The sequence below is a fragment of the Pseudomonas sp. NCIMB 10586 genome, assembly GCF_023127895.1.
Lineage (GTDB): Bacteria > Pseudomonadota > Gammaproteobacteria > Pseudomonadales > Pseudomonadaceae > Aquipseudomonas > Aquipseudomonas synxantha_A.
The window spans coordinates 251,482-278,297 of record NZ_SPKQ01000018.1 but is presented as its reverse complement, the minus strand read 5'-3'; the positions used below and the strand labels follow the sequence as shown (position 1 = coordinate 278,297).

The window sequence follows — 26,816 nt, the reverse complement described above, 5'->3', positions numbered from 1 at the left end:
ACAAAGATTCACAGGAATGCCAGCTTATCGTCCTCCATGCCGCCGCCTAGAATTGCGCCACCTCTTGCGCAACACCTCTCAGGAATTCGCTTGCCGTGCCGCGTCGCATCAGCAGAGAGCTGAAGACTCTCAGTGTTTGGGCCTTATCGTTAGCCATCAGCGGTTGCATCGGAACCGGAGGAATTGCCCCCCAAGGCCAGGCCCTCAACGCCAATACCCTGGCCACCGATGAAGCCATTCAAGACGCCTCCCAGGACGCCCATTGGCCCACCGCCCAATGGTGGCAAGCCTACGGCGACCCGCAGCTCAACGGTTGGGTCGAACTCGCCACCCAGAACAGTCCCAGCCTGGCCGTGGCCGCCGCACGCGTGCGGCAAGCGCGGGCGCTGGCCGGGATTGCGGAGTCGGCCGAGTCGTTGCAGATCAATAGCGATACCACCCTCAAGCGCCACAACTGGCCGAAAGATCAGTTCTACGGCCCCGGCGAATTGAGCGGCGCCAACACCTGGGATAACAACTCGTCCCTGGGTTTGAGTTATGCCCTCGACCTGTGGGGGCGGGAAAGCAACAGCACCGAACGTGCGGTCGACCTGGCGCACATGAGCGCTGCCGAAGCACGTCAGGCCCAGCTCGAACTGCAGAACAACGTGGTGCGCGCCTATATCCAGTTGTCGTTGCATTACGCCGACCGCGATATCGCCGCGGCCACCCTGGCCCAGCAACAGCAGATTCTCGACCTGGCCAACAAACGCCTTAACGCCGGGATCGGCACCCACTTCGACGTCAGCCAGGCCGAAACCCCGCTGCCGGAAACCCATCGCCAACTGGATGCCCTGGACGAGGAAATCGCCCTGAGCCGCAACCAGTTGGCGGCGCTGGCCGGTAAAGGCCCGGGCGAGGGTGCGCAGTTGCAACGCCCGACCCTGGCCCTCGCCGCGCCATTGAAGTTGCCCTCAAGCCTGCCTGCGCAACTGCTCGGCCAACGCCCGGATGTGGTCGCCAGCCGCTGGCAGGTGGCGGCCCAGGCCCGTGGCATCGATGTGGCCCACGCCGGTTTCTACCCCAACGTCGACCTGGTCGGCAGCCTCGGCTACATGGCCACGGGCGGCGGTATGCTGAAGTTCCTGGCTGGCAAGAAATTCAACTACAACGTCGGTCCGGCGATCACCTTGCCGATCTTTGATGGCGGCCGCCTGCGTGCTCAATTGGGCGAAGCCAGTGCCGGCTATGACATCGCGGTCGCCCAGTACAACCAGACGCTGGTCAATGCGCTCAAGGGCATCAGCGACCAGTTGATCCGCCGCGAGTCCATGGACAAGCAGTCGGCTTTCGCCGCGCAGTCGGTGGCCTCGGCGCAGAAGACCTACGACATCGCCATGATCGCCTACCAGCGTGGCCTCACCGACTACCTCAATGTGCTCAACGCCCAGACCCTGCTGTTCCGTCAGCAACAGGTCGAGCAACAGGTGCAGGCGGCGCGCCTGAGTGCCCATGCCGAACTGGTAACGGCATTGGGCGGCGGCCTTGGTGCCGGCAACGATGTGCCCCAGGATGCCAAGACCCTTCCAAGCAAGACCCCGGCGGCACTTGCCGTGTTCGACCACTGAGTAGGATTCGATGACTTCCTTGCCTGCACCGCTGCGCTGGTTGCATTCCCTTGAGTGGCGCCGTGGCTTTTTCGACTGGGCACGCAGCGACGGCGTGACCTGGGTGTATATCTTCAAGGTACTGGTCGCCGCGTTCCTCACGCTGTGGCTGGCGATGCGCCTGGAACTGCCGCAACCGCGCACCGCGATGATCACCGTGTTTATCGTGATGCAGCCCCAGAGCGGCCAGGTGTTCGCCAAGAGTTTCTACCGTTTCCTCGGTACCTTGGCGGGCTCGGCGGTGATGGTGCTGTTGATCGCCTTGTTTGCACAGAACACCGAACTGTTCCTCGGCGCGCTGGCGATCTGGGTGGGCATTTGTACCGCTGGCGCTACGCGCAACCGCAACTTCCGCGCCTATGGGTTTGTGCTTGCCGGCTACACCGCCGCGATGGTCGGCCTGCCGGCGCTGGCTCACCCGGACGGCGCCTTTATGGCAGCGGTGTGGCGGGTGCTGGAAATCTCTCTGGGGATTCTGTGCTCGACAGTGGTCAGCGCCACCATCCTGCCGCAGACCTCCAGCGCCGCCATGCGCAACGCGCTGTACCAGCGCTTTGGCGTGTTCGCGCTGTTCGTCACCGACGGCCTGCGCGGTCGCAGCCAACGCGAAGGGTTCGAGGCCAGTAACGTGCGCTTTATCGCCGAAGCCGTGGGCCTGGAAGGGCTGCGCAGCGTCACCGTGTTCGAAGACCCGCACATGCGCCGACGCAACGGGCGGCTCAGTCGACTCAACAGCGAATTCATGAGCATCACCACGCGCTTCAACGCCTTGCACCAGTTGCTTGAACGCTTGCGTGCCGATGAGGCCGATCATGTGGTCGCAGCGATCAAACCCGGCCTGCAAGACCTGGCCGAAGTGCTCGACAGCTTCTCGGGCCGCGCCCTCACCAGTCCGGATGCCGCGCGCCTGGTTAATCAACTGAGCGCCTACAAGGACGACCTGCCCGCCAAGGTGCGCAGCCTGCGGGCGAGCTTCCAGGACGGTAACCCGACCGAAGCCGAGCAGTTGGACTTTCATACCGCCTACGAGCTGCTGTACCGCTTCGTCGACGACCTGCACAACTACGCGCAAACCCACGCGTCCCTGGCTGACCACCGCCATGCGCGGGAAGACTGGCACGAAGCCTATACGCCAAAAACCAACTGGCTGGCCTGCGCCGCCGCCGGGGTGCGGGCCTCGTTTATCCTGATCGTGCTGGGCAGTTACTGGGTAGCTACCGCCTGGCCCAGCGGCGCGACCATGACCTTGATCGCGGCGGCCACGGTGGGCCTCTCCGCTGCCACACCCAACCCCAAGCGCATGGCGTTCCAGATGGCCTGCGGCACCTTGATCGGCGCCTTGGTCGGCTTTGTCGAAATGTTCTTCGTGTTCCCCTGGATCGACGGCTTCCCGCTGCTGTGCGTGATGCTCGCACCGGTGATCATCTTCGGTGCTTTCCTCTCCTCCCGCCCGCAGTACGCCGGTGTCGGCGTGGGCCTGTTGATTTTCTTCAGCACCGGCTCGGTGCCGGACAACCTCACGGTCTACAACCCCTACACCTTTATCAACGACTACATCGCCATGGTCATCGGCATGTTGGTGTGCGCGGCGGCGGGGGCGATCATCCTGCCACCCAACAGCCGCTGGCTGTGGCGCCGCCTGGAGCAGGACCTGCGTGAGCAAGTGGTGTATGCGATCAGCGGCAAGCTCAAGGGCCTGGCGTCGAGTTTTGAAAGCCGTACCCGCGACCTGCTGCACCAGGCTTATGGCCTCGCGGCCGGCCAGCCGCAGGTGCAACGCGACCTGCTGCGCTGGATGTTCGTGGTGCTGGAGGTCGGCCACGCAATCATCGAGTTGCGCAAGGAGCAGGCGATCCTGCCGGTGCATCCGGCCTATGCCGAGTCCCAGCCGTGGCGCCAGGCAATCCGCGTGATGGGCCGTTCGCTGGTGCGCTTGTTCCTGCAACCCAGCGCCAGCAACCTGGAGCGCGGCTTGATCGCCGTCGACCATGCGATCAGCCGCGTGCAGGCCACCGACGAACCTTTCGCCCCGCACTTCGATACCTCGGCCCTGCGCCGGGTGAAGAGCTACCTGCACTTTATCCGCACCTCGCTGCTCGACCCGCAATCGCCACTGGCGGCCCTCAAAGGAGCCTCGAATGCCTCGTGAAATCGCATTTCATGGCATCTATATGCCGACCATGACCCTGATGTTCCTGATCGCCGCCGGGCTGGCCTGGGCGATTGATCGCTTTCTGGCCGGGTTCGACCTGTACCGGTTTTTCTGGCACCCGGCGTTGCTGCGCCTGAGCCTGTTCGCTTGCCTGTTCGGCGCCCTGGCGCTGAGCGTCTACCGTTGAGAATGCCCCGATGAAAAAGTTTTTCAGCCTGCTCGCGACCTTGCTGGTGCTGGCCCTGGCGATCTGGATTGGCCGCACGTTGTGGGTGCACTACATGCAAACGCCATGGACCCGCGACGGCCGCGTGCGCGCCGACATCATCAACGTCGCGGCGGACGTTACCGGCGAGGTGGTGGACGTGCCGGTACGCGATAACCAGTTGGTAAAAAAAGGCGACCTGCTGATGCAGATCGACCCCGAGCACTACCGCATTGCCGTCAAGCAAGCTCAATCGCTGGTGGCCTCACGCAAGGCTACCTGGGAGATGCGCAAGCTCAACGCCCACCGCCGCGCCGACCTCGACGCCCTGGTGATCTCCAGGGAAAACCGCGACGACGCCAGTAATATCGCTGACTCGGCCCTGGCCGATTACCAGCACGCCCTGGCGCAACTGGAGGCCGCTGAACTCAACTTGAAACGTACCCGTGTGCTGGCGGCAGTGGATGGCTACGTCACCAACCTCAACGTGCATCGCGGCGACTATGCGCGTATCGGTGAAGCGAAGATGGCTGTGGTGGATATGAATTCGTTCTGGGTCTATGGCTTCTTTGAAGAAACCAAGCTACCCCATGTGAAGGTCGGGGATAACGCGGATATGCAACTGATGAGCGGCGAGACGTTGAAGGGGCATGTGGAAAGCATCTCCCGTGGCATCTACGACCGCGACAACCCCGAGAGCCGTGAGCTGATTGCCGATGTGAACCCGACGTTCAACTGGGTGAGGTTGGCGCAGCGTGTGCCGGTGCGGATTCACATTGATGAAGTGCCGGAGGGCGTGCTGTTGGCGGCCGGGATTACCTGCACTGTGATCGTCAACCCAACACAAAACTGAAATGTGGGAGGGGCGGATTGGGCACCGGCTCAGGTTTGTGTGTTGGCTCTGATTTTCCGTCGACGCTTGACCCGCAGCATGCCGACGAAGCGGCGGTGGTTTCTTGTATTGAGGATCAGCAGGCAGAACAGCGATTGAAACAATGGAAATACTGCAAACATAGTCACTGGGTTGTTTCCCAAGTAGTCTGCCGAAAGCAAGGCGTTCAGGGCCGCGACGCCTACAAGCAATGGAGGCCCCGAACGAAACCCTGCCGCCACTAAGGCCAGGCCAATACACATTGCCAGTAGCAGAGCCATGCCCGCCACGACCGCATATTCGCCAGGGAGATAATTTATTCGGGCGTAATACGACAGGCTATGTGACAGGTTGCCTGAAATGCTGACTAAGTTCATTGATACCCCCATACCCACCGTGAATGCAAAACGTTGGGTGTAACGACTTAACGCTCGGGGGGCCTGCAGGGTATCGATGTCATTGTTCATGGCTGTTGAACTCTTCATAAATGCCGATAAGGATAGGGTTGATATTCCCGGACAGGCCGCTGCCAGTAATCGCCAGAGCGGCACCTACCTGATCGGAGAGTTGAGTGAGAAGGTCTTGGCGTATCCGGGTATTGCTGAAGCGTTTGGGGAGTGTTCCGGCCAGCTGCTTTAACCGAATCATTTCGCGAGGATGACGAGGGTTCTGCAGGCGCAGTACTTCGTTTGTCAGCTTTGCACGTTCCTGGCGGCTCATGCGCCTCAAGATGTCGGTCAGGTTGCGGCCTGTCGTATTTTTGATCGTCATGACGGTCTTTACCGTAACAAACGTCGTGCTGCCCGCACCCACCAGCGAAATGCCGTCCAAGGCTACGGTCATTGCCTGATACCAACTGTGGCTGTCGTAATAATCGTTGTCAGACGGATTGGTTAGTTCTTTGTAGGTTCGCCATAGGCCGTTGCCACATTGCAAAGCACTGGAGGCTGCAGCTGTATAAGCAATGTAAGTAACTGCAAGGCTGGAACCTGCGCTGAGGGGCGCTGACGCGATGCCTGCCTTGGCAACAATAATCCCAATCACCGCCCCACCGCATGCTACGGCCATTCCCGCGGCTTCGCGCCATATCTGCGACTCGCGTGGTGAGTTTGCCACCCAATGCGCGTACTCATCAGCAGTCATCATTGGGCCTGTCACTTCTCGCAGAATCACCCGCTTGGGCCTGATACTGCACAACGGCACAAACTCACGCAGCACCGTCACCTGATAATCACTGCCGATATGCACTACGCCGGCCCCAACGATGGCCGGGTCAGCGTCAATGGTTCTATAGAGTTTGGGCAGGTCCAGCAGACTGATTAGCCGCTGGCGAGTCGTGGTGTGCACATCCGGCACACCGCTTCGCAGGAAAGCGCTTGGCATCCTTTCACCTGTGATTGGACAGAGGTGAGAGAGCCTGAGGATAGCTTCCTCGTAATGATGTCAGGCCGTTCGCTGTTTTCTGTAGGATCTGGCCGAATGGTTATTTCATGGTGCTACATAAGTTTCATGCAAGTGACGCCACAACAGCGCACCACTGGCCTGCTTCTCGAACACAACCGTGGCGCGGCGATCCGTTTGCGTACCGCTGTCATCCACCTGATGCTCGCGATACGTCACCGTGGCTCCCCGCGCATGACGATCAATCCCGGTCATTTCGCTCAAGGTGATTTTCAACCCCGGCCGCATCCCACCCAGGCGCGTGAACAACGCATTGACCCCGGCCCTGTTGACCCGCGTACCGGTGGCCGGCGCGACCATGCTGAACTCCGGTGAGAAGCGTGCCAGCAGGTTTTCCAGCGTGCCCTCAGGTGCAACCCCGGCAAACCATTGTTCGATCTCGACGTGAGTCTGGATCACTTCCTCAAAAAAATCGCTGTAGTCAATCATGCTTGGGCTCGCTGCAAGGGTGAAGCAGCGTGCGTATCCTGGAGGCATCCAGGCGCAACACTGCGAAAAGCGGCAACAGGGTCAGAGCTGCCGCTATCGTGAAGGTTATGGCGAAGGAATCCAAGGTCGACAGTACTGCACTGAGCAAGGCGGCGCCGACGCAGAAGCTCACTTGCCGGTTCATGTTCCACAACGCGCTGGCGTGGCCCATGCGCTCGGCGGGAATATCCAGAAAGGCCAGGGTTTGCGCGGTGCTGCTGCACAGGCTGCCGCCCAGGCCCATCAAAACGTAGGCCGCAATGATCAGCGCCGGCTCGTTGAGCAACAGGATGCCGCCGCATTGCAGCACCATGCCCGCCAGCAGCAAAGGTTTCGGGCCGCAGCGATTGAAGAGTTTTTTGCTCAAGTAAATCGCCACTGCCGAGGCCAGTGCCCACGGCAACATGAGTGCGCCGGTCTGGGTGGCGTCATACCCCAGGTCACGCACGTAGAGGATGGCGATCAGGCTGGTGCCGATAAATATCCCCGGAATACACAGGTAAACCAGCATTGCCACACGCAGCATCGGGCTGGCGGCTTGTTTGAACATACTGCCCAGGTCCAGGGGCGGGCGTACGGTGGAAGGCACATCGGGTTTTATCCACAGCAGCGCCAGCAGCAGGGTCACCAGCGCCAGAGGCAGGTTGGCGTAGAAAATCCAGCGCCAGGACAGGCTGTCGACAATTACCCCACCCAGCGCCGGAGACAATGCCGGTACCAGCAATGCCACCGACATGACCCGCGCCGTCAACTGGCTGCGCTCGGCCGCGGGAAAGTGTCGGTAAGCCATGGCTTGCCCCACCGGAATCAACAAGCCGCCGCCGAGCCCCTGCACAGCGCGCCAGCCAATCAACGCGTCGATGGAGCCGGCCTGGCCGACCATCACCGATGCCCCGGCAAACAGCAGCAGGCTGGTGGCGATCAGGGTGCGCTCGCCCATGAGCGCCGCCAGCCACACACTCAAGGGAATGATCACCGTCAGCCCGAGCATGTAGGCATTGCTGATCCACGCCAGTTGCGTGACCGAGGCGTGCAGTTCGCGGGCGATGTCCGGGTAGGCGACGGTGGCGACAAACATGTTCACCAGGTCCAGGGCAAAACCCAGTAGAAAGATCCAGGCAATTTTCGAGCGGTAGGTCATGAACGCGATCCTGCGAATGAGGCGCGCAGGGTAGGCGGCAAGCAGGGTTTGGGATACGTCGGTTTGCCTGTTAGTTTGTCAAAAATATTTTGACAAACGGAGGGCGTGGCCATGGTCAGCCTGGATCGATTCGACACCTTCAAGGCCGTGGTCGAGGCCGGCTCGCTCACGGCCGCCGCGGATCTGCTCGGCCAGACCCGCGCCGTGGTCAGCTTCAACCTCAAGCGCTTGGAGGCGGAGCTGGGCGTCACCCTGCTGACCCGCAACACTCGCCAGCTGGCGCTCACCGATGCCGGCGAACGTTTCTACCTGCGCTGCACACGAATGCTCGAAGAGGCGCGCCTGGCGGTGGAAGAGGCCCGTTCCGAACATGCGCAGCTCAAAGGCACGCTGCGCATCACCACCACCGTCGAGTATGCCCTGGCCGTGGTCGCCCCGGCGGTGGAAACCTTTCGCCGTCTGCACCCGGACCTGAATATCCACTTATCCACATCCTCCACCCACGCCGATTTGATCTCCGAGCGTTTTGACGTGGCTATTCGCCTGGGGCGCTTGCTGGACTCCAATCATCGGGCGGTGCAGTTGTCGACGTTTGAAGTGTTCGCCGTCGCGGCGCCAGCGTTTGCGGGCGTTCAGACCCTGGAGGAGTTGGAGCAGGTGCCCAGGCTGGGCCATGGCCGTTTGACGGAGTTGAGCGTGACCGACCCTGCCGGCGATGGGCATCAATACCGCGCAGGTCCGGCCGCCTTGGTGGCCGACAGTGCGGCGGTGCTCCAGGCGTTTGCGGTGCGTGGCCACGGTGTGGCGATCTTGCCACAGTGGCTTGTGCAGGAGGATTTGGAGGCGGGACGGCTGGTGCGTGTATTGGCGGACTATCGCTTCGCGCCCCAAGGGGTCTACGCGATGTATCCGGATACCCGGCATTTACCGCTTAAGGTGCGGGCGTTTATTGATTTTATGAAGGGTTAGAGTTTACCGCCCAACCCAAAGCGCTTCTTCAACACCTTCTCCAGCAACCCCTTGGGCAACAGCGCCGCCATCAATGGCAACGCCCGGCTGCCATTGCCCGACCTTAGCAGACGCGGTGGCTGCGCTTGCTGCACGGCCTTGAGCACATCCGCCGCAAATTCAGTGGCTGGGGTTGGCTTGTCCTGGGAGGCCTGGCTGCGCGCCCGAATGCCTTCGCGCAACGGCCACCAGGGCGATGTTTCGTTGATCAATAATTCGGCCTGGGCCCCGGCATTCTTCGCAAAATGGGTATTGATCGCACCGGGCTGCACTTCCATCACCCGCACGCCAAACGGTGCCAGTTCCATGCGCAGGGCATCGCTCAAGGCATGGACAGCGGCTTTGGATGCGCAGTAGGCGCCGGCGAACGGCGTCACCAATACCCCGGAAACGCTGCCGATATTCACCACCAGTCCTTTGCTGCGGCGCAACGCGGGAAACAGTGCCTGGGTGACGCCAACGATGGAAAACACATTGGTTTCGAATTGGCGTCGCATCGCCTCGGTGCCGCCATCGAGCAACGGGCCCATGGCGCCGTAGCCCGCGTTGTTGACCAGCACATTCAGTTCGCCCATTTGTTCGGCCAAGCGTTGCAAGGCGGCGCTGTCATTGACGTCCAACTGCACGGCATTGAAGCCAGCGGTAGCGAGGGCGGCGACGTCATCTGGCTGGCGGGCGCTGGCCCACACGTTGAAGCCTGCGGCTTTGAACGCGTCGGCGAGGGCGCGGCCGATGCCGCTGGAGCAACCGGTGATCAGTACGTTGGGCATGCATCATTCCTTTGTCAGTCCGAGAAACTGCCTTGCAGGTGCTCGGCGCGAAATTCCAGGGTTTGCGGGCGATAGCCGGGGCGCAGTGGCGGTGTGGGCAGGCAATCGTCCCAGGTGGCCCCGGCCTGCAACTCGCCGGGGCCTCGATAGCGTGGGGCGGCGTAGACATTGTCGGCCAGGTTGACCGTGTCGCCCGGCGCGTAGGCGGCCACGCGCCAGCGCAGTTCGGTTAACGGCACGTCGTTGCCGTTGTTCAGGGTCAATTTCAGTGGGCGGTCGGCCGGGCAGTCCTGCGGGGCATAGCTGATGCGCAACTCAAGGCGTGCCAGTTGCGCGGCTTCGCGGTTGTCCAGCCACACCACCCAGACGGCGACGAAACCCAGGCCGACGGCAGCCGCCAGCGACACCGGCAGCGCCTTCGCCGGGTAGCGCAGCAGCAGGATCAGCCAGGTGATGATCAGGAGAACGCCGAAGAACATGGAGACCACCTCGAATGGGGAACGAGCATCCTAACTTAAGCGTAGGTGGGATTGGTTAACTTGAGTGCTGTGGTGGCCGTGCGGGCCTCATCGGGAGCAAGCCCCCTCCCACCTTTGATTTGTGAACACATTCAAATGTGGGAGGGGGCTGTACGCAAGGCAGGTGTTTTTCACTTCAATCAATAGGACCGTACAGTGCCTTGGTACTTGGTCTTATTCAGCAGAGCTCACAGCGTTCTGCTACTTGAGCTTACATTCGGGACAGGAACCGGAGCGCATTGAACGTCCACTTATCTGACGACCTACAGGGAGGTAGCGGCGACGTTCAACTCTTCTATGTAAGGTTTATTTCATGTTTGCAGCGACCGAAAACTCGACCCACCTTTCCCCCCCACAAAGCGTTGTTGCCCCAAACGCATTGACCACCCAAACCGATATTGCCGTTGAAACATCTGCGCAACCCCCTGTTCACCTGCCACCGGTATTGACCTACGCGCCGGACGGTATTCCTCTTCCCACCTCGGCCGGCATACCCCCGGTCGGGGTGGAATACCCACGGCTCATGCAGCAATTCAAGGTTACCAATCAGGAGGCGTTTGTCACCCAACACGCCCTTCAGTCCCGCGACATGCAGCGTTTGCACGGTGAGCAACCGAGCTTCCAGGACTTCCTGCGCCAGCAAGTGGACCAAATGTTTCCGTACATGTCGACCCTGAAGCCACAAGACCTGGTCTTCAAGCGCTGGGTCGAGCAGGACGATAGCTCTATCAAAACACTGTCGTCCGAGCCGGTGCTGGACGCCTTGAACAGGAAGGTTGCGACCTTGCTGGCCAATCCTGGCCAGCAGCCCGTCGTTGACGATGTTGAACAGTCCGGCATTTTTACCCCGGACACGGACACTAGCCCGGGCACCCTCGTCACGCCACAGTTGACACTGGATACGATTGCCCAGCGCATGGTCACGCAGTTTCCGATGGCCCTTCAAACCTTCTGGGCAACCCCCCGCCCGACGTTGAAAGACCCTCAGGTTCTGCAGGCCCCTCAAGACCAGTTGTTGACCTTGCACAAGCAACAACTGTCGACGCTGGCGGCATTGCGCGTGAGCGATGGAACACTGAGCGCGGCGAGCAAGCGGTTGATCGACGCAGCACTGCAATACCCCACGCTGGCTGAACGGGAAGCTGTCTTCCCCAATGGCGCACGCCCTGGTGTCTACCCGCTTACCGTTGATGACGGTAGCGAGCGGGGAGCCTTGATGGCGGGCTGCTTCCTAATCACCAGCACCGACGGTTCCGGGGCCACGCCCCCCGTCTGGACCAAAGGCCGGACCTTGGCACTCGATGAGACTAATGGGCCGGTCGTGCTGTACACCCCGGGTGAGGGGTTCGAGCAGTTTGCGACGCCAGCCCTGGCGCGCCAGGCGATTGCAGCGCGCCTTGATGAGGGGGGCGCCGACGCGGACCTACTGTTGCAAACACTGCCATTGTCGTTACAAAACAAGTCGGAACCGCCTTCTGGCGACGATGTGATGTTGAGCGCCGAACCCTTGACGGGGGATGTGCTGGCCGAAGGCATCCCCTGGATGCTCAAGCGTCAGCAGGAGGAAGTCGTTGCGAATCTCGCCCGGGTATCGACAGAGCCGGGAGCACTCAAGCGCATGGATGATGCCGCTGACTGGTCGTACCTGCTCAGTGGCGAAAACGCCATGGCGGCGCGAGATGAACAACTGGCTGACAAGCTGGCCCCCGAGTGGCTGAAAAACCTGAGCCCGGCCCAGGAAGCGTTGTTTGATTACCTGGAACACTCCGAGGACCGCAGTGCAAATGCGCTGGCGTCATCGCTGGCAACTCTTCCTTCTCTGGGTAGCTTTTCCCGCGATCGGATGAACGAAGCGATCAAACGGCAGTTCCCCGCTGCGCAGGTCGATGCGGACAAGCTGATGGTGCGGGTGAAAACCAGGTCCAATCCTCACACTGGCGGGCAAAGCAGCAGTCATACGCTCACCGTCAAGCACCACCGCGTATCGCTGACTGATCTGGCGCTGAAAAACCCCAGTGAGTTTCCAGCCGTCCAGCACGGCCACTTCAGCCGGTCCACCTTCGAACTGCCGCTGACCGATACTCACGGCAACCCTCTGCTGGGCGACGATGGCAAGCAGGTCGTCCTGGATACCGAGCAGCTCAAAGCGTTGGTCAACACTGCCGATGTGGGAGGCGCCTATACCGAGCTGCTTAAAAAGGAGTTGGCCACGGATGCCGAGTCGGGTGCTGCCGGCGACGTCCGCAAAGCGTGGAAAACCCACCTGAGCGACATGCTGGATAAAGAGGCTTTTCTCGCAGCACTCAACCCCAATACCTACAACATAGACGCTACCCAAGACACCAGTACCAAACGAGGGGCGCAGTGGGTCGCGGCGGTTCTTGACTACCCGGACCCGGCTGACCGGCCTCTGGTGGATGGGAAAAAAATTGTCACCAGTGCCCTTATTCAGCGTGGGTTGCCGGTTCAGGGCGCGATGGTGATTGGCAATGACACAGACGCCCCGCTTGTACTGTGCACGCCGAATGCGCCCGACGGCGTGTGTTTTCGCGAATTGGCGGATGTGAATGCCCTGAACGCGTTGATGGAGAAAAAGGAGTGGAGGCTCTACACCGCGAGCAGAACGTCACCGGTCGATAAAAATGACGTGGCTAAAGCTTTCGAGGCAGGCAAGGCACGGGCATTAGATGTGACGAAGGATCCAATGCGCACGCTGGATGTGTTCATCGCTGCGTTCAAACTGACGAGCGCTCCCGTGACACTCAAGCCCTTCGATGGCAACTTTCAGGATGAGCTGTACAAGCAGAAAGTGAAGTTGCTCATCGATCACGCGGACCACCAAAGCGTCAGCAGCGCAGAGGTTGCGTATCAATCGAGAATCAACAAGGTTCAGTTCGGCATTGAGGTGGCCTCCATCTTCCTCGACTTGTTGCCAGTGCTCGGAAAAGGCATCTCCATGGGGGTTCGCTTAGGAAAGGCTGGCGTGACGGCCTTGCGCGCCAATGCTCGAATCTTGCCGCGGCTGCTCAAAAGCCCGGGCGCGATGCGTGCGGTCTACTCGGATTTCACGATGGCCGCCTCTGGTATTCCCAATGTGAGTTCCGTGCCGTTGCGGCCGGTGTTCAAAAGCCCGGTGGTGCCGCCAACCCCTCCAGTCATCGCCAGAGCACCAACGGCCGGCACGAGTCCAAACCTTGATCTGAGCGCCTTCTCCGTGTCGGAAGATGTCATCAAAGGCCGCATTTTGAGACCGGACGGTACCTATAACGTGGGCGATAATTTTTACGTGCGCTATACCGACAGTACCGGGGTCAACAAGGTGTATCAGATTGATTCGGCCTTCCACGCACGTGACGGGCGGGTCGCCATCGTCGATCCTCAGGCGTCATTGACGATGCCAAAACTCTATAGAGTTCAAGCATTTTTGGGGGCCGCCGGTAACGGTGAGTGGCGTTTGAACCGATTGCCGGGCGGGGCTCCCAATGTTCTGGGGACATCCCGGCCGAGCAAGCGTCCGTTGGACCAAGGTAGCTCTTCAGGCAACGTCGACACGAATAACGCGACAAGTGCTCAACCGGCCAATAAGCGACCGAGGGTGCCGGAAAGCTTTCCGGGAGAAAAAGCGCTGATGGAGCCACCGGTAAAAGGCAAGAATGTTTTTTATCACTACACCGGGGATAAACCGCATGCCGCAATCATGGCCGATAGGAGCCTTTCACCTTCAAGTTCAGATTTGAGCGGTCGACCTCTGCCCGGAAAGCGAGGCCGGCATTACTTTACGGACTTGGCGCCAGGGAATATGCCTACCCGACAGATTTCCGAAACCATCTTTGGGAAGCGTAAATATGGCAATGCGATGGATAAAATGTCGCGCTACTACGAAGTCAATACGTCGGGGTTAAATGTTATCCAAAGCCCTGATAATCCGCATATTTTCTATGTGGATGTGCCGTTTGCCATTCCTTTGAAGTACCGGGGTGGGCCTAACGGTGAATTAGTCGATCGCGTTATTTCTCATGGGAAAACGCCGATTTAAATATATGCCCATGGGGTCGGCCGGTATTGGGTAAGGGCCATGATGGCTGTTGTGCTTTCGGCCTATTTACTACAAAGCCCCCAACAAAAAGCCCCCACCCAACCCACTGCGGATAGGGGACGCAATGGGCTGGGCGAGGGCTTCTTGTACGACTGTTTTATTGCGCGATAGTTTTCACCGAAACACCTCGTTCAACCGGTGTCGAGCGCCCGTAGATATCTTCGAACCGCTCGATATCGTCTTCGCCCAGGTAGCTGCCCGATTGCACTTCGATGATCTCCAACGGGATCTTGCCCGGGTTGCGCAGGCGGTGCACCGAGGCGATCGGGATGTAGGTGGACTGGTTCTCGCAGAGCAGGAACACGTTGTCGTCACAGGTGACTTCGGCGGTGCCGCTGACCACGATCCAGTGTTCGGCGCGGTGGTGGTGCATTTGCAGCGACAGGCACGCGCCCGGCTTGACCGAGATGTGCTTGACCTGGAAGCGGCCGCCCATGTCCACCGAGTCGTAGGAGCCCCACGGACGGTAGACTTCGCAGTGGTTCTGGGTTTCGCTGCGGCCTTGCTCGTTGAGCGTGTTGACCATCTGCTTGACGCCCTGGACCTTGTCCTTGTGGGCAATCATCATCGCGTCCTTGGTTTCCACCACCACGATGTTGTCCAGGCCGATCACCGATACCAGTTTGCCGTTGCCATGCACCATGCAGTTGCGGCTGTCCTGGATCACCACGTCGCCTTTGCTCACGTTGCCGTTGGCGTCTTTATCATTGACCGCCCACAGCGAGGCCCAGCAACCCACGTCGCTCCAGCCGGCGGCCAATGGCACCACGCAGGCGCGTTGGGTCTTTTCCATCACGGCGTAGTCGATGGAATTGTCCGGGCAGCAGGCGAAGGTGGCATCGTCGAAGGTCACGGTGTCATGGGTCTGCTCACTGCGTTCCAGGGTCAGTACGCAGGTGTCGTAGATGTCCGGATCGTGCTTTTTCAGCTCTTCGAGGAAGCGGCTGGCGCGGAACAGGAACATACCGCTGTTCCAGAAGTAACCACCGCTTTTGACGAACTCGATGGCGCGCTTTTCATCGGGCTTTTCCACGAACTGCTGCACGCGGCTCACGCCTTCGGGCAACAGCGAGTCGTTGGTGGACTTGATGTAGCCATAGCCGGTTTCCGGACGGGTTGCCGGTACGCCGAACAGCACCATCTCGCCACGCTCGGCCGCCACGGTGGCCAGGGCCAGCGCACGTTGCAGGGCTTTCTGGTCGTCGATCACGTGGTCGGCGGGCAGCACCAGCATCAGCTCGTCACGGCCTTCGTTGACCAGCATCATCGCGGTCAGGGCCACGGCCGGTGCGGTGTTGCGGCCAAAGGGCTCCATCAGGATGCGTTGGCATTCAAGCTTACGTGCGCTCAGTTGCTCGTTGACGATGAAGCGGTGGTCCTTGTTGCAGACCACGATAGGGGAGTCCATGCCTTCGAACACCAGGCGTTCCAGGGTTTGCTGGAACAGCGTGTGCTCGGAGGTCAGGGCCAGGAACTGCTTGGGGAACTGTTTACGCGAAAGCGGCCAAAGACGTGAGCCGCTACCACCGGAAAGGATTACTGGGATCATGGGTGTTTCTCCTTGAATCAGTTTGGGTCAGAGCTACGAAGGTTTGTCGTTTCACTCTTGTTTTTGTCTCGGTCCTGAGTTGAAAACCGGTCAGTGTGGGAGCTGGCTTGCCCGCGATGGCGCCTACAAGACCGCCATCGCAGGAAAGCCAGCTCCCACAAGGGGACGTGTCAACTCAGGGAAATAATCAGCGGGTCGACACCGGGCGTTTCACCCAGACTGGCGACAGGCTCGAGCCGGAACCGGTGACATACAGCACCGCTGCCTCACCACGCTCCAGCGCTACCGGCTTCACATCGCCGACCTTCTTGTCGCCGTCATACAACGCCAGACTCACCTTCACCGGGTTGATCTCGCGCTCACCACGGCCCTTGGCGGCCACCGACTTGACCACGTCGGTCTTGCCGTCAGCAGTTTTCAGGGTCAGGGCCTTGTCGCTGAGGTTCTGCACGCGTACCAGGGATTTCTGCTTGTTCTTGAACGGCGGTTCTTCGATCAACTGCGGTTGGCCGCTGCCGCTGTTGACCAGGGTGTAGTAGTGGTCGGCGGCGAGTTTGACCGGTACGGTCTGGCTGCCGACCTTGGCGCTGTAGTCACCGCCCGGCATGAAGCTGAAGTCGCTGCTGGCCAACGGTGCAACGTCGCTGAGGTTGGTGGCGCCGACGGTGGCGCTGACTTCCTGGTTGCTGGCGTTGTAGATGCGCACGAAGCTGGAGCCCTTCGGCGCGGTTGGGCCGTAGAGGGCCGCGTCACCACCGGCGAAGGCGGACATCGATACGAAGCTCAAGCCGGCAGCGATAGCCAGGGTCTTGGCGAGACGACGAGGAGTAGTAGTGAAAGTCATGTGAGTTACCTCTCTTTCAGTTTTGCGCCCGGTCGGGCGTCTCGGATTTAGATGTATTGATTGCCATGTTCTGTTGGCGCGAACCGGCTTGTTTAAGCTGCGCAACCCACGCTGGGTCGGCGTCACCGATTTCGTTATTCACGGGCAGATAGCGTTCGGGGAATTCCCAGATCAGCAGCTGGGGCGGGTTGTTCTTGAAATCGTCACTTTTGAGGTAGCTGAGCATCGGCAGGATCGGGCCGTGGCCGTCTTCGGCGTAGCTGACCACGTCGCTGTGCAAGGCTTGCTTGAGCGCGCCCACGAAGTTCCAGTTGGGGTTGGCGCTGTAGCTGGTGCCGACCAGGGCCACCGGGGTTTCGCTGTCGCTGAACAGCGCGTCATCACCTTTTTCTTCGGCCAGGTGCGTGACGCGTTTTTCCAGCGGCTCTTTAGGCGGCATCAGGTTTTCGAACAGCGGGTCCAGGGGCAGGAACAGACGCAGGTCGCCTTTATGCGGCTCGGTTTTCTTGGCCTCGGTGACAAAACGCTGCGGCTCGCCACTCAGCGGGGTCTTGTCGGCAATCGCCTTGGCCAGTTGCTTGGCGGCGATTTCCGCACCGTCCGGGGTCCAGTGAGTGTCGGTACGCAGGAACACCTGCTTGCCACCCAGCTTGGCCTGTTGCAGCGGCCCAAGCAGGTCGGGAGCCGGGATGTTGTCGGCGGCGACCCGGGCGTGGAAGTCCTGGTACAAGTTGGCGTGGATGCTCGCCGGCTTCACCTCACCCAGGTGTTCCGGGTACAGGCGCACCTTGGCCGGCACAATCGCCATCACCAGTTGGATGCCTTGGGCCTTGAGTTTCTGGCGCACGCCTTCGACCAGTGCGTAATTGCCTTCAAGGTTCTGGTCTTCGTTGACGGCGGGATTGAACTCCTCGTCGCTGTACAGCCAGTGGTCGCGGCCCAGCACTACGCCAGGGCGACCTTCATTGAACAGCTTGTAGTCCAGCGCAGCCCACAGGTTGGTGCCCAGGCGCTTGATCGGGAACTCCTCGTCATAGTGAGTCTCGACGGCTTTGGTCCAGCGACCGTTAAGCACCGTGGCATCAGCGTTGGTGCTGAAGCCAAAGAAGCTGCGCAGTGACCACGCCCCCAGTGCCAGCAGCAGCACCAGGAACAGGCCGATATAGAGGACGCGTAATGAACGGGTCATGGTCGGCTCCCTCAGAATTGGAAGTAAAGGAACGGCGAGAAACTCTGCGCCGACAGTTTCAGGATCGACGCCACGAACAGCAGCAGCACCGCAGCGCGCATGGCGTAGCGTGGCCAGTCAGCGGTCCAGTAGGCCGGTTGCACAGCGGCGTCACGGCCCACGCTGAAACCGGGCTCGTGAATGCTGCCTGGGTTGTCGCCCGGTACCGCCTTGATCAGGCTCGGATCGGCCGGCTTGGTCTTGTCGGCTGGGCGGTTGGTGTAGAAATCGCGCAGGCCGAAGAACGCCAGGGTTGCGTAGGCCACGACCAACGTTGCCACTTGCAGGCCGGTAAGGTTGGCGCGGTTGAGTTCCGACAGCGACCATTCGCTGAAGCTGAACATCGCACCGTACATGCGGCCTGCGACGTGCAGGTTTTCGGCGCGGAAGATCACCCAGCCCATCACCACCAGCAGGAAGGTGAAGGCCCAGCGCAACACGTTGAAGCTGCGCGGCGCAGTATTGAGGCCGATGGCTTTTTCAATCGCCAGCCACATGCCGTGCCAGGCGCCCCACACGATGTAGGTGATGTTGGCGCCGTGCCACAGGCCACCGAGCAGCATGGTCAGGAACAGATTGCGGTAGGTGGTCAGCGTGCCTTTGCGGTTGCCGCCCAGGGTGATGTACAGGTAATCACGCAGCCAGGTAGAGAGGCTGATGTGCCAGCGCCGCCAGAACTCGGTGATCGACTGGCTGATGTATGGCTGCTTGAAGTTTTCCATGAAGCGGAAACCCATCATCAAGCCCAGGCCGATGGCCATGTCGCTGTAGCCGGAGAAATCGAAGTACAGCTGCGCGGTGTAGGCCAGCGCGCCGAGCCAGGCGTCACCGGTGGTGGGATTTTGCAGGGCGAAGCAATGGTCGGCCACCACCGCCAGGGTGTCGGCAATAAATACCTTCTTGATGAAACCCTGCATGAACCGCGTGCAACCCTCGGAGAACTTGTCGAGGGTGTGGGTGCGGTTGTTGAACTGGTCGGCCAGGTCGCGAAAACGCAGCACGGGGCCGGCGATCAGGTGCGGGAAGATTGCCACGAACGCCGCGAAGTCGATCAGGTTGCGGGTCGCCGGGGTATCGCCACGGTACACGTCGATGATGTAGCTGATGGACTCGAAGATGTAGAACGAGATCCCGATCGGCAACAGCACGTGGGTGAGAATGAACGGCTCCAGGCCCGCTGACTTCATCATTACATTGATGCTGTCGACGCCGAAGTTGGCGTACTTGAAGTAGCCGAGGATGCACAGGTCGACCGCCACGCCGAGCAGCAGCCAGCGTTGCGCCGGTTTGGTGCGCACGCCGGCGGCACCGACCTTGAGGCCGATCCAGTAATTCCACAGCGTGACGGCGGCGAACAGCGCCAGGAAGTCCACTCGCCACCAGGCGTAGAACACGTAGCTGGCAATCAGCAGCAGCAGATTGCGATAGCGTTGCCCGCTCAAGTAGTACAAGCCGAGAAAGATCGGCAAGAACAGAAACAGGAACACATTGGACGAGAAAACCATCCCGATCTCTCCATGTTTAACCAACAGTCAAGGGCCAGAGCCCCCCCAAACCCCCCACGAAATTCGGGAGGGTTGTATTGCAATCTCACTGAAGGAACCGGGTTAACGGTGGGAGCTGGCTTGCCTGCGATGGCGGTGTATCAGTCGACATCAATGTTGAATGTCAGACCCCTATCGCAGGCAAGCCAGCTCCCACAGTTGGACCGAGTCCAACCGGGAGCTATGTATCAGCTGCCTTTGTTGCCTTTTTCGTGCGCCGGGTCGTACACCTTGGTCAGGTCGCCACCCAGGCGGAACGTCTTGAAGGGTTGCATCCCGTGCTTGCGCTCGATCACATCCGGCGCGCAGGTGTAGAGGGTGCAGAAGGGTTCAAGCCAGGCGAATTTCATGTCCTGCTTCAAGTCCTTCATGTCCTGCTCTTTACCGTTCTTCTGCTCGAAGATGTCCGGATCTTTCACCCCGGCCAGCACCTTGTCGCCCAGGCGTTTGAGCGCGCTGTTGTTTTCCTGGCGCAGGTCCACACCGTTGACCAGGGCAAAACTGGCGATCATCGACAGCGGCGGCAGGGCGTAGTTGTGGTACGACAAGGCGCGTTGCTGACGCTTCAATTCGTTCGGCAGGAAGCCCTGGTCATCGACCTGGTTCACACCGACCTTGTATTCCTTGACGGCCCAATCGAACAGGTCGCGACGGTTGGTGGCGATGGAGGTCGCCATCACCGACCAGGCGGCCCAGTAAGAGTGGTTGTTGGTTTTTTCCAGGGGCAGGTTGTCCCAGTCGCTCACCACCTGATCGGCCAGCTTGTTGAACCAGGCTTCGATCTGTTGCGACTCCTGCTGATGGTTGGCCAGCGGGTGAGATTCGGAGAACTTCAGGCGTACATAGGCCGAGGCCATGCTGCCCAGTGCCCATTTGCGCATGGACTTGCCGGTGTGGTTGAAGTCCTTGGACATCAGTGCGTCGGCCTTGGCCCACGAGACCAGCCAGTTCAGGGTGCATTCGAGCTGCTGCGGGCGACCGTCGCGCATGAACTGCATCACCCGTTTGCTGGTGTCTTTTTCCAGCTTGGTGATGTCGGCGGTGCTATCGCGGAAGGCTTTTTCCGACTGCACGTTCAGCGTGGAGCGCGCCTTGTCCGAACCTTCGTACTTGCTGCGAAACTGCAACGGCCCGGTGTAGGGCGTCGGCATGGTGTCGCAGTTTTCCTTGAAGTCGCCGGTCTTGAACGCTTCGATCGGTGCGAAATAGCCCTGGGGCGGGCGCAGCGGCGCGGCGGCGTTGGCTGCCCCGGCGAAGATCGCCAGGCCCAGTAACGATGGAATCAATAGCTTCTGCATAAGTAACCTCATTGCCCAGTTGAAGCGGTCTGCTGACCACCGCTTGGGAATACGTTGCGTGTGCAAATTTTCGCTTCGACTTTCTGCGCGGCAGCACCCTTTTCCGGGCCCTGCACTTCCACGGCCAGCAAGTTCTGCGAGGCCCAGTCTTCATCGGTGCGCAGTTCAAAGGCGAAACGCCCGTCTGTATCGGATGTCTCGGGTTTCTCGATCTTGATATCCTCGTGGCGACCGTTCATGTACCAGAGGGTGGCTTGCAAGGTTTTTACCGATGGATCGGCGAAGCGGATATCGACCTGATGGTTGGCGTTGCGCAGGTCTTTGTTCGCGCTGTTGACCATCAGTTCGTTCTTGCCGGGTTTGAGGGTGGTGCTGGCGGACATCTGTGCAGGCTTGCCTTCGCAACCGTTGTCCAGCAGCGCCATCATCTGGCGGTAGATGGTTTCCTGGTCGAGGCGGTACAGCGGCGAGAACTCCCAGATCAGGATCTTCGGTGGGGTCTTCTGGAACTCGTCGCTGCCCAGGTACTGCAACATCGAGCCTTCCAGGCCACCACCGGGGAAGGCGACGTTGAGGATGTCGGCCCCGATTTCTTCTTCGAGGAAACCGGCGAAGTTGTAGTTCTTGCCGCTGTGGCTGGTGCCCACCAGGGTGATCTGCGGGTTGCCCGAATCACTGAACAGGTCACCGTCACCGGCTTCGCCCTTGGGCTCGGTGGTGAACTGGTCCATGTACTGGATCGCATAGCTGGTGCCGCACAGTTGCCCGGCCATGTTGTGCAGGGTGCCGGTCTTGCCCATGCGGCCCGAGCGCTTGGTCTCGAATTCGCGCTTGGGAATCTCGGCGTACTCCGGCATCTGCTTGACCTTGGCGGCGACGATCTTCGCCGTGCGCTGGGCGCCGTAGGGGGTCCAGTGCTGGTCGCCGCGGAAGTAGAAGTCGTGAGCCGGCAGCTCGTCCGGCAACTGCTCGTTGGTCAGCGGCGACAGGTCCGGCACCACGTAGCCCATCTTGGCGAAACGGCCAAGCATGGTCTTGTAGTTGGTCAGCGCCTTGTCGAAGTCGAACTTGGCTTTTTCTTCAGGGTTGAGCTTGTTGCGGTTCACCAGGCCACGGGTCGGCTGGTAGACCACCACCAGTTCCACGCCCTTGGCCTTGAACGCATCGTGCAACTGCTGCATGCGTTTGTAGCCGGCCGGTGTGGTGTCGAATTCGGTGCGCAGGTCTTCCTGGGTACGGAACAACCAATCGCCCTGGGCTTGTACCAGGGTGGTGAAGTTCTGCTGGTAGCGCGTGGTGTAGTTCTTCGCATCATGGGCCGCCGGGCACAGGCTGCAGCACGGCTCGGCAGTGAAGGTCGGTGCCTTGGCTTCGTCGGCGCGCACGCCCTGGCTGGCCGCCAGCAGGCCGAGGGTCAGACCCGAGAGGCTCAACAGTTTGATCATGTGTGGGTGCATAAGGGTCATCCTCAGTCCTGCATTTCGGTCTGGCGTTCGACAGGGTCGATCAGCACGGCTTTCTGCTGGCGCACCAGCAAGTCGAGAATTTCTTCCTGGCGCTCGCCAAGAATGCCGTTGAAGCTGATACCGCTGGATTTGGTCGGCGCCAGCATCGACACGCGATACAACTCGATACTCAACGGCGAATCGATGGACAGCGGCCCGCTGCCGTTACCCGCCAGTTCACCACCCACCACGATCAGCGAGACCTTGGCATCGAATGGGTCGAGGGCGATGTCGCGGTCGGTGTCGGTCAAGTCCTTGATGTGGCCGTACACGCCGGTCAGGCCGTTGGCCATCGAGGTATTTTCGTAGAGCTTGATGTTCACGCTGTTACGCACGCGGATACCGTGGCGACGGTTGCTGATCACCTTGTTGCCCCACAGCAGGTTGTCACCGCTCTCATAGAGGGTGATGCCGTCGGTGTGGTTGCGGTAGATCTCGTTGTCGGCGATCAGGTTGTTGACGCTGTTACGGTCGATCACCAGGCCCGAGAGCTTGTTGTCGTAGCTGCGGTTATTGAAGATGAAGCTGTCGTTCACTTCCCGGGAAATGATGATGCCGTGCTTCTTCTTGGTGCCGTATACGGTGTTGTCGGCGATGATCAGGCCGTGGGAGCGGTCGTGGGGGTCAATGCCGTAGACGATGTTGTCTTTGTAGGTATTGCCCTTGATCACAAAGCCCGTGGTCTCGTAGCAGTAGAAGCCGTACCACATGTCCGAGAACTCGGAGTCGATGATCCAACCGGTCGGCTCAGGACGCTTGAGCACCTTGGCCATGTTCGGCGTGTACTGGGAAATACTCACCCCGTAGGACTTACTGTTGGCGTAGCCGAAGCTGGCCATCTTGGTCTTGGAGATATAGGTCTCAGTGCCGCCCCAGGCCAGCAGGAACGGGCGGAATTCCTTGGGCGACTTGAACAGGGCAGGGCCGTTGGTTTTTTCATCCCAGCCGGTGACCTTGGTGTCTCGTACGAACAACTGGCCGTCGTTGATCAAAAACGAGCCGGCTTGCTGGGACAGGCGCAATTCCTGGGTGTTCTTGTCGATATCGAGGATGCCTTTGCGGCCCACCACAATCGGCAACTTGGCCAGGAACACTCCTGGCGAAGTCTCGCTGAAGTACTGCTTTGGCACCTTGCCCAGCAGGTCCTTGAGGTTCATGTAGCCGTCGTCGACAAAGATTGCCTGAGGAATGCCATGCTGGCGCACCACCCACTCGGCCATCTTGTTATCGCCACCGATAAAGTCCTTGAGCGCGTCTTCCTGCATCATGCGGCGGATGCTGATCTTGCCCGTTTTGGTCTTGATGATCTTCTTTTCCATGGCCGCGGCGGTGTAGCCCGACAGATCGGGCAGCGCCGGCTTGGCCATTTCCAGCGGCGCGGTGGGCGGGCTGGAAATGGTGTAGGTCTTGGCCTGTTGCAGTTCCTTGGCGATGATCGGCGCCTTGGCCGCCGTATCGGCAAACGCTGTGGCGCTGGCCATCAGCATTGCCGCGACGAGTAGGCTTTGAGCATTCATGGCGCAGGCTCCCATCAGAATTTCCAGACCACGTCGACAAACGCGCGGTGCATGTAGGAGTCGACCTGGCTGCCATAGGCGTCGCCCGGCTTGAACACGCCGGCACGCAAGCGCACCAGGGCCGATGGCTCGTCGATCGACTGGCTCAGCGCGGCGGGCAGCAAGCCTTTCTTGAAGTACTTGGTGACCACCAGGTCCATCTCCTGGCCGAGGTCCTTCTTGCCATCTTCCAGCGGCAGGGAGGTGCTGGAGAGGATCGCGCCGGTGACGTCATCGGTGTTGTTCTGCACCGCATCGATACCGTTGCTGCCCACCGGCTTGTTGCCGTCCACGCGCCAGAACTTGTGGTACACCAGGCTGGCGTCGTAGTCCTCGCGCAGCTGCCAGGAACCGAACAGGCTCATGGACTGCATGTTGTTCATCTCGCCGCGAAACGCTTCACCGAAGCGGTGTACGCGCGACTGGGTGCCGGTCCAGTTCGAACGGTTGCTTTGCAGGCCGTTCTGTTCGTATTCGGCGCTGGCACGGGAATAGGCCGCACCCACTTGCCACTGCGGGTCAAGGCGCAGGCGCACACCGATGTCGGTGGCCCAGCCGCTGAGGTCATCGCTGCGCTTGGCGCTGGTGGGGCGCGTGCCGTCGGCGTTCAAGGCGTTGACCTTGTCGCGGTCCCCGCGCATACCGGTGATGCTGGCCCAGTAGTTGACGGTGTTGGTATTGCGCCAGTTATAAGCATCGCTGTTGGCTTCGATGCCGAGCCAGGTCAGGTCGCCGTTTTCGCGCTTGTCCAACGGGTCACTGGCCACACCCGGTTCGGCGTAGTCGAGCTTGCCGTCGTCATGAGTGTGGTGGCCGCGCAGGCCGATCCACTGGCCCGGCGTCCACTGGTAGGCGGCGTCGGCGTAGAAGTGCTGGCGGTCTTTGTCGACCGGCGAGAGTTCCTTGAGGTCGGTGCGGTATTCGCTGAAACGTTCGGCGGCGCCGACATTGGCCTTGAGCAAGGTGGTATCGAAGGTCCAGTTCAGCGCTTCGATGTTGGTGTCGCGCCATTGGCCGTCGTCATTGCGCAGGCGCTGGCGACCGAACTTGAGGATCTCGCCGGGGTAGGGCGTGAAGCCGCTGTAGCCGACCCAGAACTCGCGCAGGGCCAGGTAGTTTTTCTTGGCCTTGCGGTCGTCGTTGCTCGATTGTTCGGTGGTGTCATCGGCCGACTGTTGCAGGGTGTCGGTCTCGATGATGTCGCTGGACACGACCGCCTGGCCCATGGCATAGGCGCTCCACGCGCCGCTTTCGCCGTAGATCCAGGGGCGCAGGTCTAGGCCGATACCGTTGACGTCGCCGCCTTTCTGGGTGCCCAGGTCGCGGTCGTCTTCGGACTGCGCGGTGGCTTTGACTTCCAGGCCGAAGTTCTTGGCTTCGGTCAGCGCGGCCAGGGTCGGGCACGACCACAGCAGGGCGAAGGACAGGCCGATACCGGCCTTGACGAATGGGTTGAGCTTCATAGGGATTCCTCGCCGTCTTCTTCTTGCAGGGCGTGCAGTTGCAGCGTGCTTTGGGCCAGGGTGCCGCGGGCGGCCAGTTCCTGTTGCACCAGGCGTTGGCCCTCGGCGCGTTGCTCAGGGGTCAACGGCGCTTCGAGCTGGGTGGCCAGGTCATTGGCCTCTGGCGTGTCCTGGGCCTTGGCCAACTGGCTGAAGACATAGGCGTTCAATGGGTCGGGCTTGGTGCCCTTGCCTTGGGAAAACAGTTGGGCAATGGCAAAGTCGGCGCTGTTCTGGCCGTTGCGCGCAGCGGTCAGCAAGTGGTCCAGGGCCTTTTGCGGGTAGACCTTGCCCAGGTAGCCACGGCGGTAGATCTGGCCGAGGTAGTAATCGGCGGCCACTTCACGGCCCACGGCTTTTTCGAAATGCGCCTCGGCGGCCTTGGCGTCGGCCGGCACCCACTTGCCTTCGTAGTAGAGCTTGCCCAGCAGCAATTCGGCGCGCGGCTGGTCGGCGGCGCGGCCGTTGTCCAGGTACTTCATCATCTGCTCGACATCGCCCAGTTCGGGGAAGTCGTAGAGCAGCTGCGCCAGGCTGACCCAGGACGCCGGGTAGCCGGGGGCGATTTTTTCAAGCAATGCCTGAGCGGTTTTTTCGTCCGGCGTGCCGAGGCTGGCATCACCGAGTACGCGGGCGACGCTGTCGACGCGCTGGGCGGTGACTGTGCCACGGCTGTAGCCGGCTTCCATTTGCTTGAGCAGTTCGGCCTGTTGTTCCGGCTGGGCTTTTTTCTGGTAGACCGTGGCCAGCTCGACATAGCAGATATCGGTGGTGTTCAACGCGGCCTTGCAGATGCGCTCGATATCATCCAGGTGCTGGTCGTAAGTGTCTTGGGTGCGATACAGCAGCACCTGGGCCAGGCCGGCTTCCGGGTAACCGGCCGCTTGCCATTTGCTGATCTGCTGCTGGGCATTCACGTTGGGGAAGCTGTGCGGGTATTGCAGGTACAGCATCGCCAGCGGGATCAGGGTGTTGCCTTCGCCATTGGCGAAGGCTTTTTTCAGCAGGCTTTCGGCTTCATGGTGCTCGGCCTCAGTGGCGCCAGGCTTGGCCGCCAGCAGGCGACCCAGGCGTGCCTGGGCACGCGGCGAGGTGTCTGCCGCTGCACGGTAAGTAGCTTCGGCCTGCTTGATTTGCGCCGGATCGCGGGTGCCTACCTGGATATCGGCCAGGCCCACCTGGGCCTCGCTGTAGCCCAGGTCTGCCAGTTGCTGGTAATTCTGCTGCGCGGTGACGGTGTCGCCGCGCTTGAGGGCTTCATTGGCCAGGCGTTGGTCGGGCAGGCCGGCGCAACCGGCCAGGCTCACGGCCAGTGCCAGCGCGCAGTACGCAGAGGCCAAGTGAAATCTGCTCTGTGTGGGAGCTGGCTTGCCTGCGATGGCATCGCTGCGGCGCAACTGATGCACCGAGTCGCCTGCATCGCGGGCAAGCCCGGCTCCCACAGAGGTCAGCGG

The 26,816-nt window shown here is 60.7% G+C and carries 21 protein-coding genes; 6 read left to right on the top strand and 15 right to left on the bottom strand.

Annotated features, from left to right (window positions below):
• The first annotated feature begins 95 nt into the window (after positions 1-95).
• From E4P01_RS09185 to E4P01_RS09170, 4 genes are read left to right on the top strand one after another with little or no spacing between them, the layout of a single operon-like run.
• Positions 96-1,607: an efflux transporter outer membrane subunit gene (locus E4P01_RS09185; RefSeq protein ID WP_248129978.1), complete on the top strand. Its 1,512-nt coding sequence runs from the start codon at positions 96-98 to the stop codon at positions 1,605-1,607.
• A gap of 10 nt (positions 1,608-1,617) precedes the next feature.
• Complete coding sequence (locus tag E4P01_RS09180) at positions 1,618-3,795, top strand: FUSC family protein (RefSeq protein ID WP_216090764.1); 2,178 nt, start codon at positions 1,618-1,620, stop codon at positions 3,793-3,795.
• Complete coding sequence (locus tag E4P01_RS09175; protein ID WP_005784982.1) at positions 3,785-3,985, top strand: DUF1656 domain-containing protein; 201 nt, start codon at positions 3,785-3,787, stop codon at positions 3,983-3,985. The genes E4P01_RS09180 and E4P01_RS09175 overlap by 11 nt, the downstream gene beginning before the upstream one ends.
• A 10-nt stretch (positions 3,986-3,995) precedes the next feature.
• Positions 3,996-4,856 carry an HlyD family secretion protein gene (locus tag E4P01_RS09170; protein WP_216090765.1) on the top strand — a complete coding sequence of 287 codons (861 nt, stop codon included), beginning with the start codon at positions 3,996-3,998 and terminating at the stop codon, positions 4,854-4,856.
• A 29-nt stretch (positions 4,857-4,885) separates the two neighbouring features.
• Here the strand turns inward: E4P01_RS09170 and E4P01_RS09165 are convergent, their stop codons facing one another.
• The 4 genes from E4P01_RS09165 to E4P01_RS09150 all read right to left on the bottom strand — a co-directional run bounded on the left by E4P01_RS09165 (position 4,886) and on the right by E4P01_RS09150 (position 7,944).
• A complete protein-coding gene (locus E4P01_RS09165; RefSeq protein WP_248129977.1) occupies positions 4,886-5,341 on the bottom strand; it encodes a hypothetical protein in 456 nt (151 codons plus the stop codon).
• The gene (locus tag E4P01_RS09160) at positions 5,331-6,257 is read right to left on the bottom strand and encodes an NAD synthetase (RefSeq protein ID WP_078820322.1); all 927 of its coding nucleotides are present in this window, start codon (positions 6,255-6,257) and stop codon (positions 5,331-5,333) included. The genes E4P01_RS09165 and E4P01_RS09160 overlap by 11 nt, the downstream gene beginning before the upstream one ends.
• A 105-nt stretch (positions 6,258-6,362) precedes the next feature.
• Positions 6,363-6,764, bottom strand: a complete 402-nt coding sequence (locus tag E4P01_RS09155) for a nuclear transport factor 2 family protein (protein WP_078820323.1) — start codon at positions 6,762-6,764, stop codon at positions 6,363-6,365.
• On the bottom strand, positions 6,757-7,944 hold the full coding sequence (locus E4P01_RS09150; RefSeq protein WP_216090766.1) for an MFS transporter: 1,188 nt from the start codon (positions 7,942-7,944) through the stop codon (positions 6,757-6,759). The genes E4P01_RS09155 and E4P01_RS09150 overlap by 8 nt, the downstream gene beginning before the upstream one ends.
• 111 nt (positions 7,945-8,055) lie before the next feature.
• Here E4P01_RS09150 and E4P01_RS09145 point away from each other — a divergent pair, with 111 nt between their 5' ends.
• Complete coding sequence (locus E4P01_RS09145; RefSeq protein WP_103733349.1) at positions 8,056-8,913, top strand: LysR family transcriptional regulator; 858 nt, start codon at positions 8,056-8,058, stop codon at positions 8,911-8,913.
• On the opposite strand, the gene E4P01_RS09140 is transcribed toward E4P01_RS09145, so the two are convergent.
• Both E4P01_RS09140 and E4P01_RS09135 read right to left on the bottom strand, forming a co-directional pair.
• Positions 8,910-9,722 carry an SDR family oxidoreductase gene (locus tag E4P01_RS09140; protein WP_032877698.1) on the bottom strand — a complete coding sequence of 271 codons (813 nt, stop codon included), beginning with the start codon at positions 9,720-9,722 and terminating at the stop codon, positions 8,910-8,912. The two genes, E4P01_RS09145 and E4P01_RS09140, sit on opposite strands and share 4 nt — an antisense overlap.
• A gap of 14 nt (positions 9,723-9,736) precedes the next feature.
• Positions 9,737-10,201 carry a hypothetical protein gene (locus E4P01_RS09135; RefSeq protein WP_005784995.1) on the bottom strand — a complete coding sequence of 155 codons (465 nt, stop codon included), beginning with the start codon at positions 10,199-10,201 and terminating at the stop codon, positions 9,737-9,739.
• A 352-nt stretch (positions 10,202-10,553) separates the two neighbouring features.
• On the opposite strand from E4P01_RS09135, the gene E4P01_RS09130 reads away from it, so the two are divergent.
• The gene (locus tag E4P01_RS09130; protein WP_216090767.1) at positions 10,554-14,276 is read left to right on the top strand and encodes a DUF6543 domain-containing protein; all 3,723 of its coding nucleotides are present in this window, start codon (positions 10,554-10,556) and stop codon (positions 14,274-14,276) included.
• A 157-nt stretch (positions 14,277-14,433) separates the two neighbouring features.
• On the opposite strand, the gene E4P01_RS09125 is transcribed toward E4P01_RS09130, so the two are convergent.
• From E4P01_RS09125 to algK, 9 genes are all read right to left on the bottom strand, one after another.
• Positions 14,434-15,885 carry a mannose-1-phosphate guanylyltransferase/mannose-6-phosphate isomerase gene (locus E4P01_RS09125; protein WP_216090768.1) on the bottom strand — a complete coding sequence of 484 codons (1,452 nt, stop codon included), beginning with the start codon at positions 15,883-15,885 and terminating at the stop codon, positions 14,434-14,436.
• Positions 15,886-16,072: 187 nt separating this feature from the next.
• Complete coding sequence (locus E4P01_RS09120) at positions 16,073-16,729, bottom strand: alginate O-acetyltransferase AlgF (protein ID WP_016978194.1); 657 nt, start codon at positions 16,727-16,729, stop codon at positions 16,073-16,075.
• Positions 16,730-16,745: 16 nt separating this feature from the next.
• Positions 16,746-17,918 carry an alginate O-acetyltransferase gene (locus tag E4P01_RS09115; RefSeq protein ID WP_216090769.1) on the bottom strand — a complete coding sequence of 391 codons (1,173 nt, stop codon included), beginning with the start codon at positions 17,916-17,918 and terminating at the stop codon, positions 16,746-16,748.
• Positions 17,919-17,929: 11 nt separating this feature from the next.
• Positions 17,930-19,462: an MBOAT family protein gene (locus E4P01_RS09110; RefSeq protein WP_032877692.1), complete on the bottom strand. Its 1,533-nt coding sequence runs from the start codon at positions 19,460-19,462 to the stop codon at positions 17,930-17,932.
• 227 nt (positions 19,463-19,689) lie between these two features.
• Positions 19,690-20,799, bottom strand: a complete 1,110-nt coding sequence (locus E4P01_RS09105) for a mannuronate-specific alginate lyase (RefSeq protein WP_005785006.1) — start codon at positions 20,797-20,799, stop codon at positions 19,690-19,692.
• An 8-nt stretch (positions 20,800-20,807) separates the two neighbouring features.
• Entirely contained in the window at positions 20,808-22,256 is a 1,449-nt protein-coding gene (locus tag E4P01_RS09100) for an alginate O-acetyltransferase (RefSeq protein WP_078820397.1), read from the bottom strand.
• A gap of 11 nt (positions 22,257-22,267) precedes the next feature.
• Complete coding sequence (algG, locus tag E4P01_RS09095; RefSeq protein WP_216090770.1) at positions 22,268-23,836, bottom strand: mannuronan 5-epimerase AlgG; 1,569 nt, start codon at positions 23,834-23,836, stop codon at positions 22,268-22,270.
• Positions 23,836-25,323 carry an alginate export family protein gene (locus E4P01_RS09090; RefSeq protein WP_032877688.1) on the bottom strand — a complete coding sequence of 496 codons (1,488 nt, stop codon included), beginning with the start codon at positions 25,321-25,323 and terminating at the stop codon, positions 23,836-23,838. Before E4P01_RS09090 ends, algG begins: the two co-directional genes overlap by 1 nt.
• The gene (gene algK / locus E4P01_RS09085) at positions 25,320-26,768 is read right to left on the bottom strand and encodes an alginate biosynthesis TPR repeat lipoprotein AlgK (protein WP_248091233.1); all 1,449 of its coding nucleotides are present in this window, start codon (positions 26,766-26,768) and stop codon (positions 25,320-25,322) included. Before algK ends, E4P01_RS09090 begins: the two co-directional genes overlap by 4 nt.
• Between the last annotated feature and the right edge of the window lie 48 nt (positions 26,769-26,816).

Coding starts and splice junctions, on each gene's coding strand:
- E4P01_RS09110 (WP_032877692.1), bottom strand. CDS start 19,462: ATGGTTTTCTCGTCCAATGTGTTCCTGTTTCTGTTCTTGCCGATCTTT.
- E4P01_RS09100 (WP_078820397.1), bottom strand. CDS start 22,256: ATGCACCCACACATGATCAAACTGTTGAGCCTCTCGGGTCTGACCCTC.
- E4P01_RS09125 (WP_216090768.1), bottom strand. CDS start 15,885: ATGATCCCAGTAATCCTTTCCGGTGGTAGCGGCTCACGTCTTTGGCCG.
- E4P01_RS09165 (WP_248129977.1), bottom strand. CDS start 5,341: ATGAACAATGACATCGATACCCTGCAGGCCCCCCGAGCGTTAAGTCGT.
- E4P01_RS09180 (WP_216090764.1), top strand. CDS start 1,618: ATGACTTCCTTGCCTGCACCGCTGCGCTGGTTGCATTCCCTTGAGTGG.
- E4P01_RS09160 (WP_078820322.1), bottom strand. CDS start 6,257: ATGCCAAGCGCTTTCCTGCGAAGCGGTGTGCCGGATGTGCACACCACG.
- E4P01_RS09155 (WP_078820323.1), bottom strand. CDS start 6,764: ATGATTGACTACAGCGATTTTTTTGAGGAAGTGATCCAGACTCACGTC.
- E4P01_RS09135 (WP_005784995.1), bottom strand. CDS start 10,201: ATGTTCTTCGGCGTTCTCCTGATCATCACCTGGCTGATCCTGCTGCTG.
- E4P01_RS09120 (WP_016978194.1), bottom strand. CDS start 16,729: ATGACTTTCACTACTACTCCTCGTCGTCTCGCCAAGACCCTGGCTATC.
- algG (WP_216090770.1), bottom strand. CDS start 23,836: ATGGGAGCCTGCGCCATGAATGCTCAAAGCCTACTCGTCGCGGCAATG.
- E4P01_RS09170 (WP_216090765.1), top strand. CDS start 3,996: ATGAAAAAGTTTTTCAGCCTGCTCGCGACCTTGCTGGTGCTGGCCCTG.
- E4P01_RS09140 (WP_032877698.1), bottom strand. CDS start 9,722: ATGCCCAACGTACTGATCACCGGTTGCTCCAGCGGCATCGGCCGCGCC.
- E4P01_RS09105 (WP_005785006.1), bottom strand. CDS start 20,799: ATGCAGAAGCTATTGATTCCATCGTTACTGGGCCTGGCGATCTTCGCC.
- E4P01_RS09130 (WP_216090767.1), top strand. CDS start 10,554: ATGTTTGCAGCGACCGAAAACTCGACCCACCTTTCCCCCCCACAAAGC.
- E4P01_RS09175 (WP_005784982.1), top strand. CDS start 3,785: ATGCCTCGTGAAATCGCATTTCATGGCATCTATATGCCGACCATGACC.
- E4P01_RS09090 (WP_032877688.1), bottom strand. CDS start 25,323: ATGAAGCTCAACCCATTCGTCAAGGCCGGTATCGGCCTGTCCTTCGCC.
- E4P01_RS09150 (WP_216090766.1), bottom strand. CDS start 7,944: ATGACCTACCGCTCGAAAATTGCCTGGATCTTTCTACTGGGTTTTGCC.
- E4P01_RS09115 (WP_216090769.1), bottom strand. CDS start 17,918: ATGACCCGTTCATTACGCGTCCTCTATATCGGCCTGTTCCTGGTGCTG.
- E4P01_RS09145 (WP_103733349.1), top strand. CDS start 8,056: ATGGTCAGCCTGGATCGATTCGACACCTTCAAGGCCGTGGTCGAGGCC.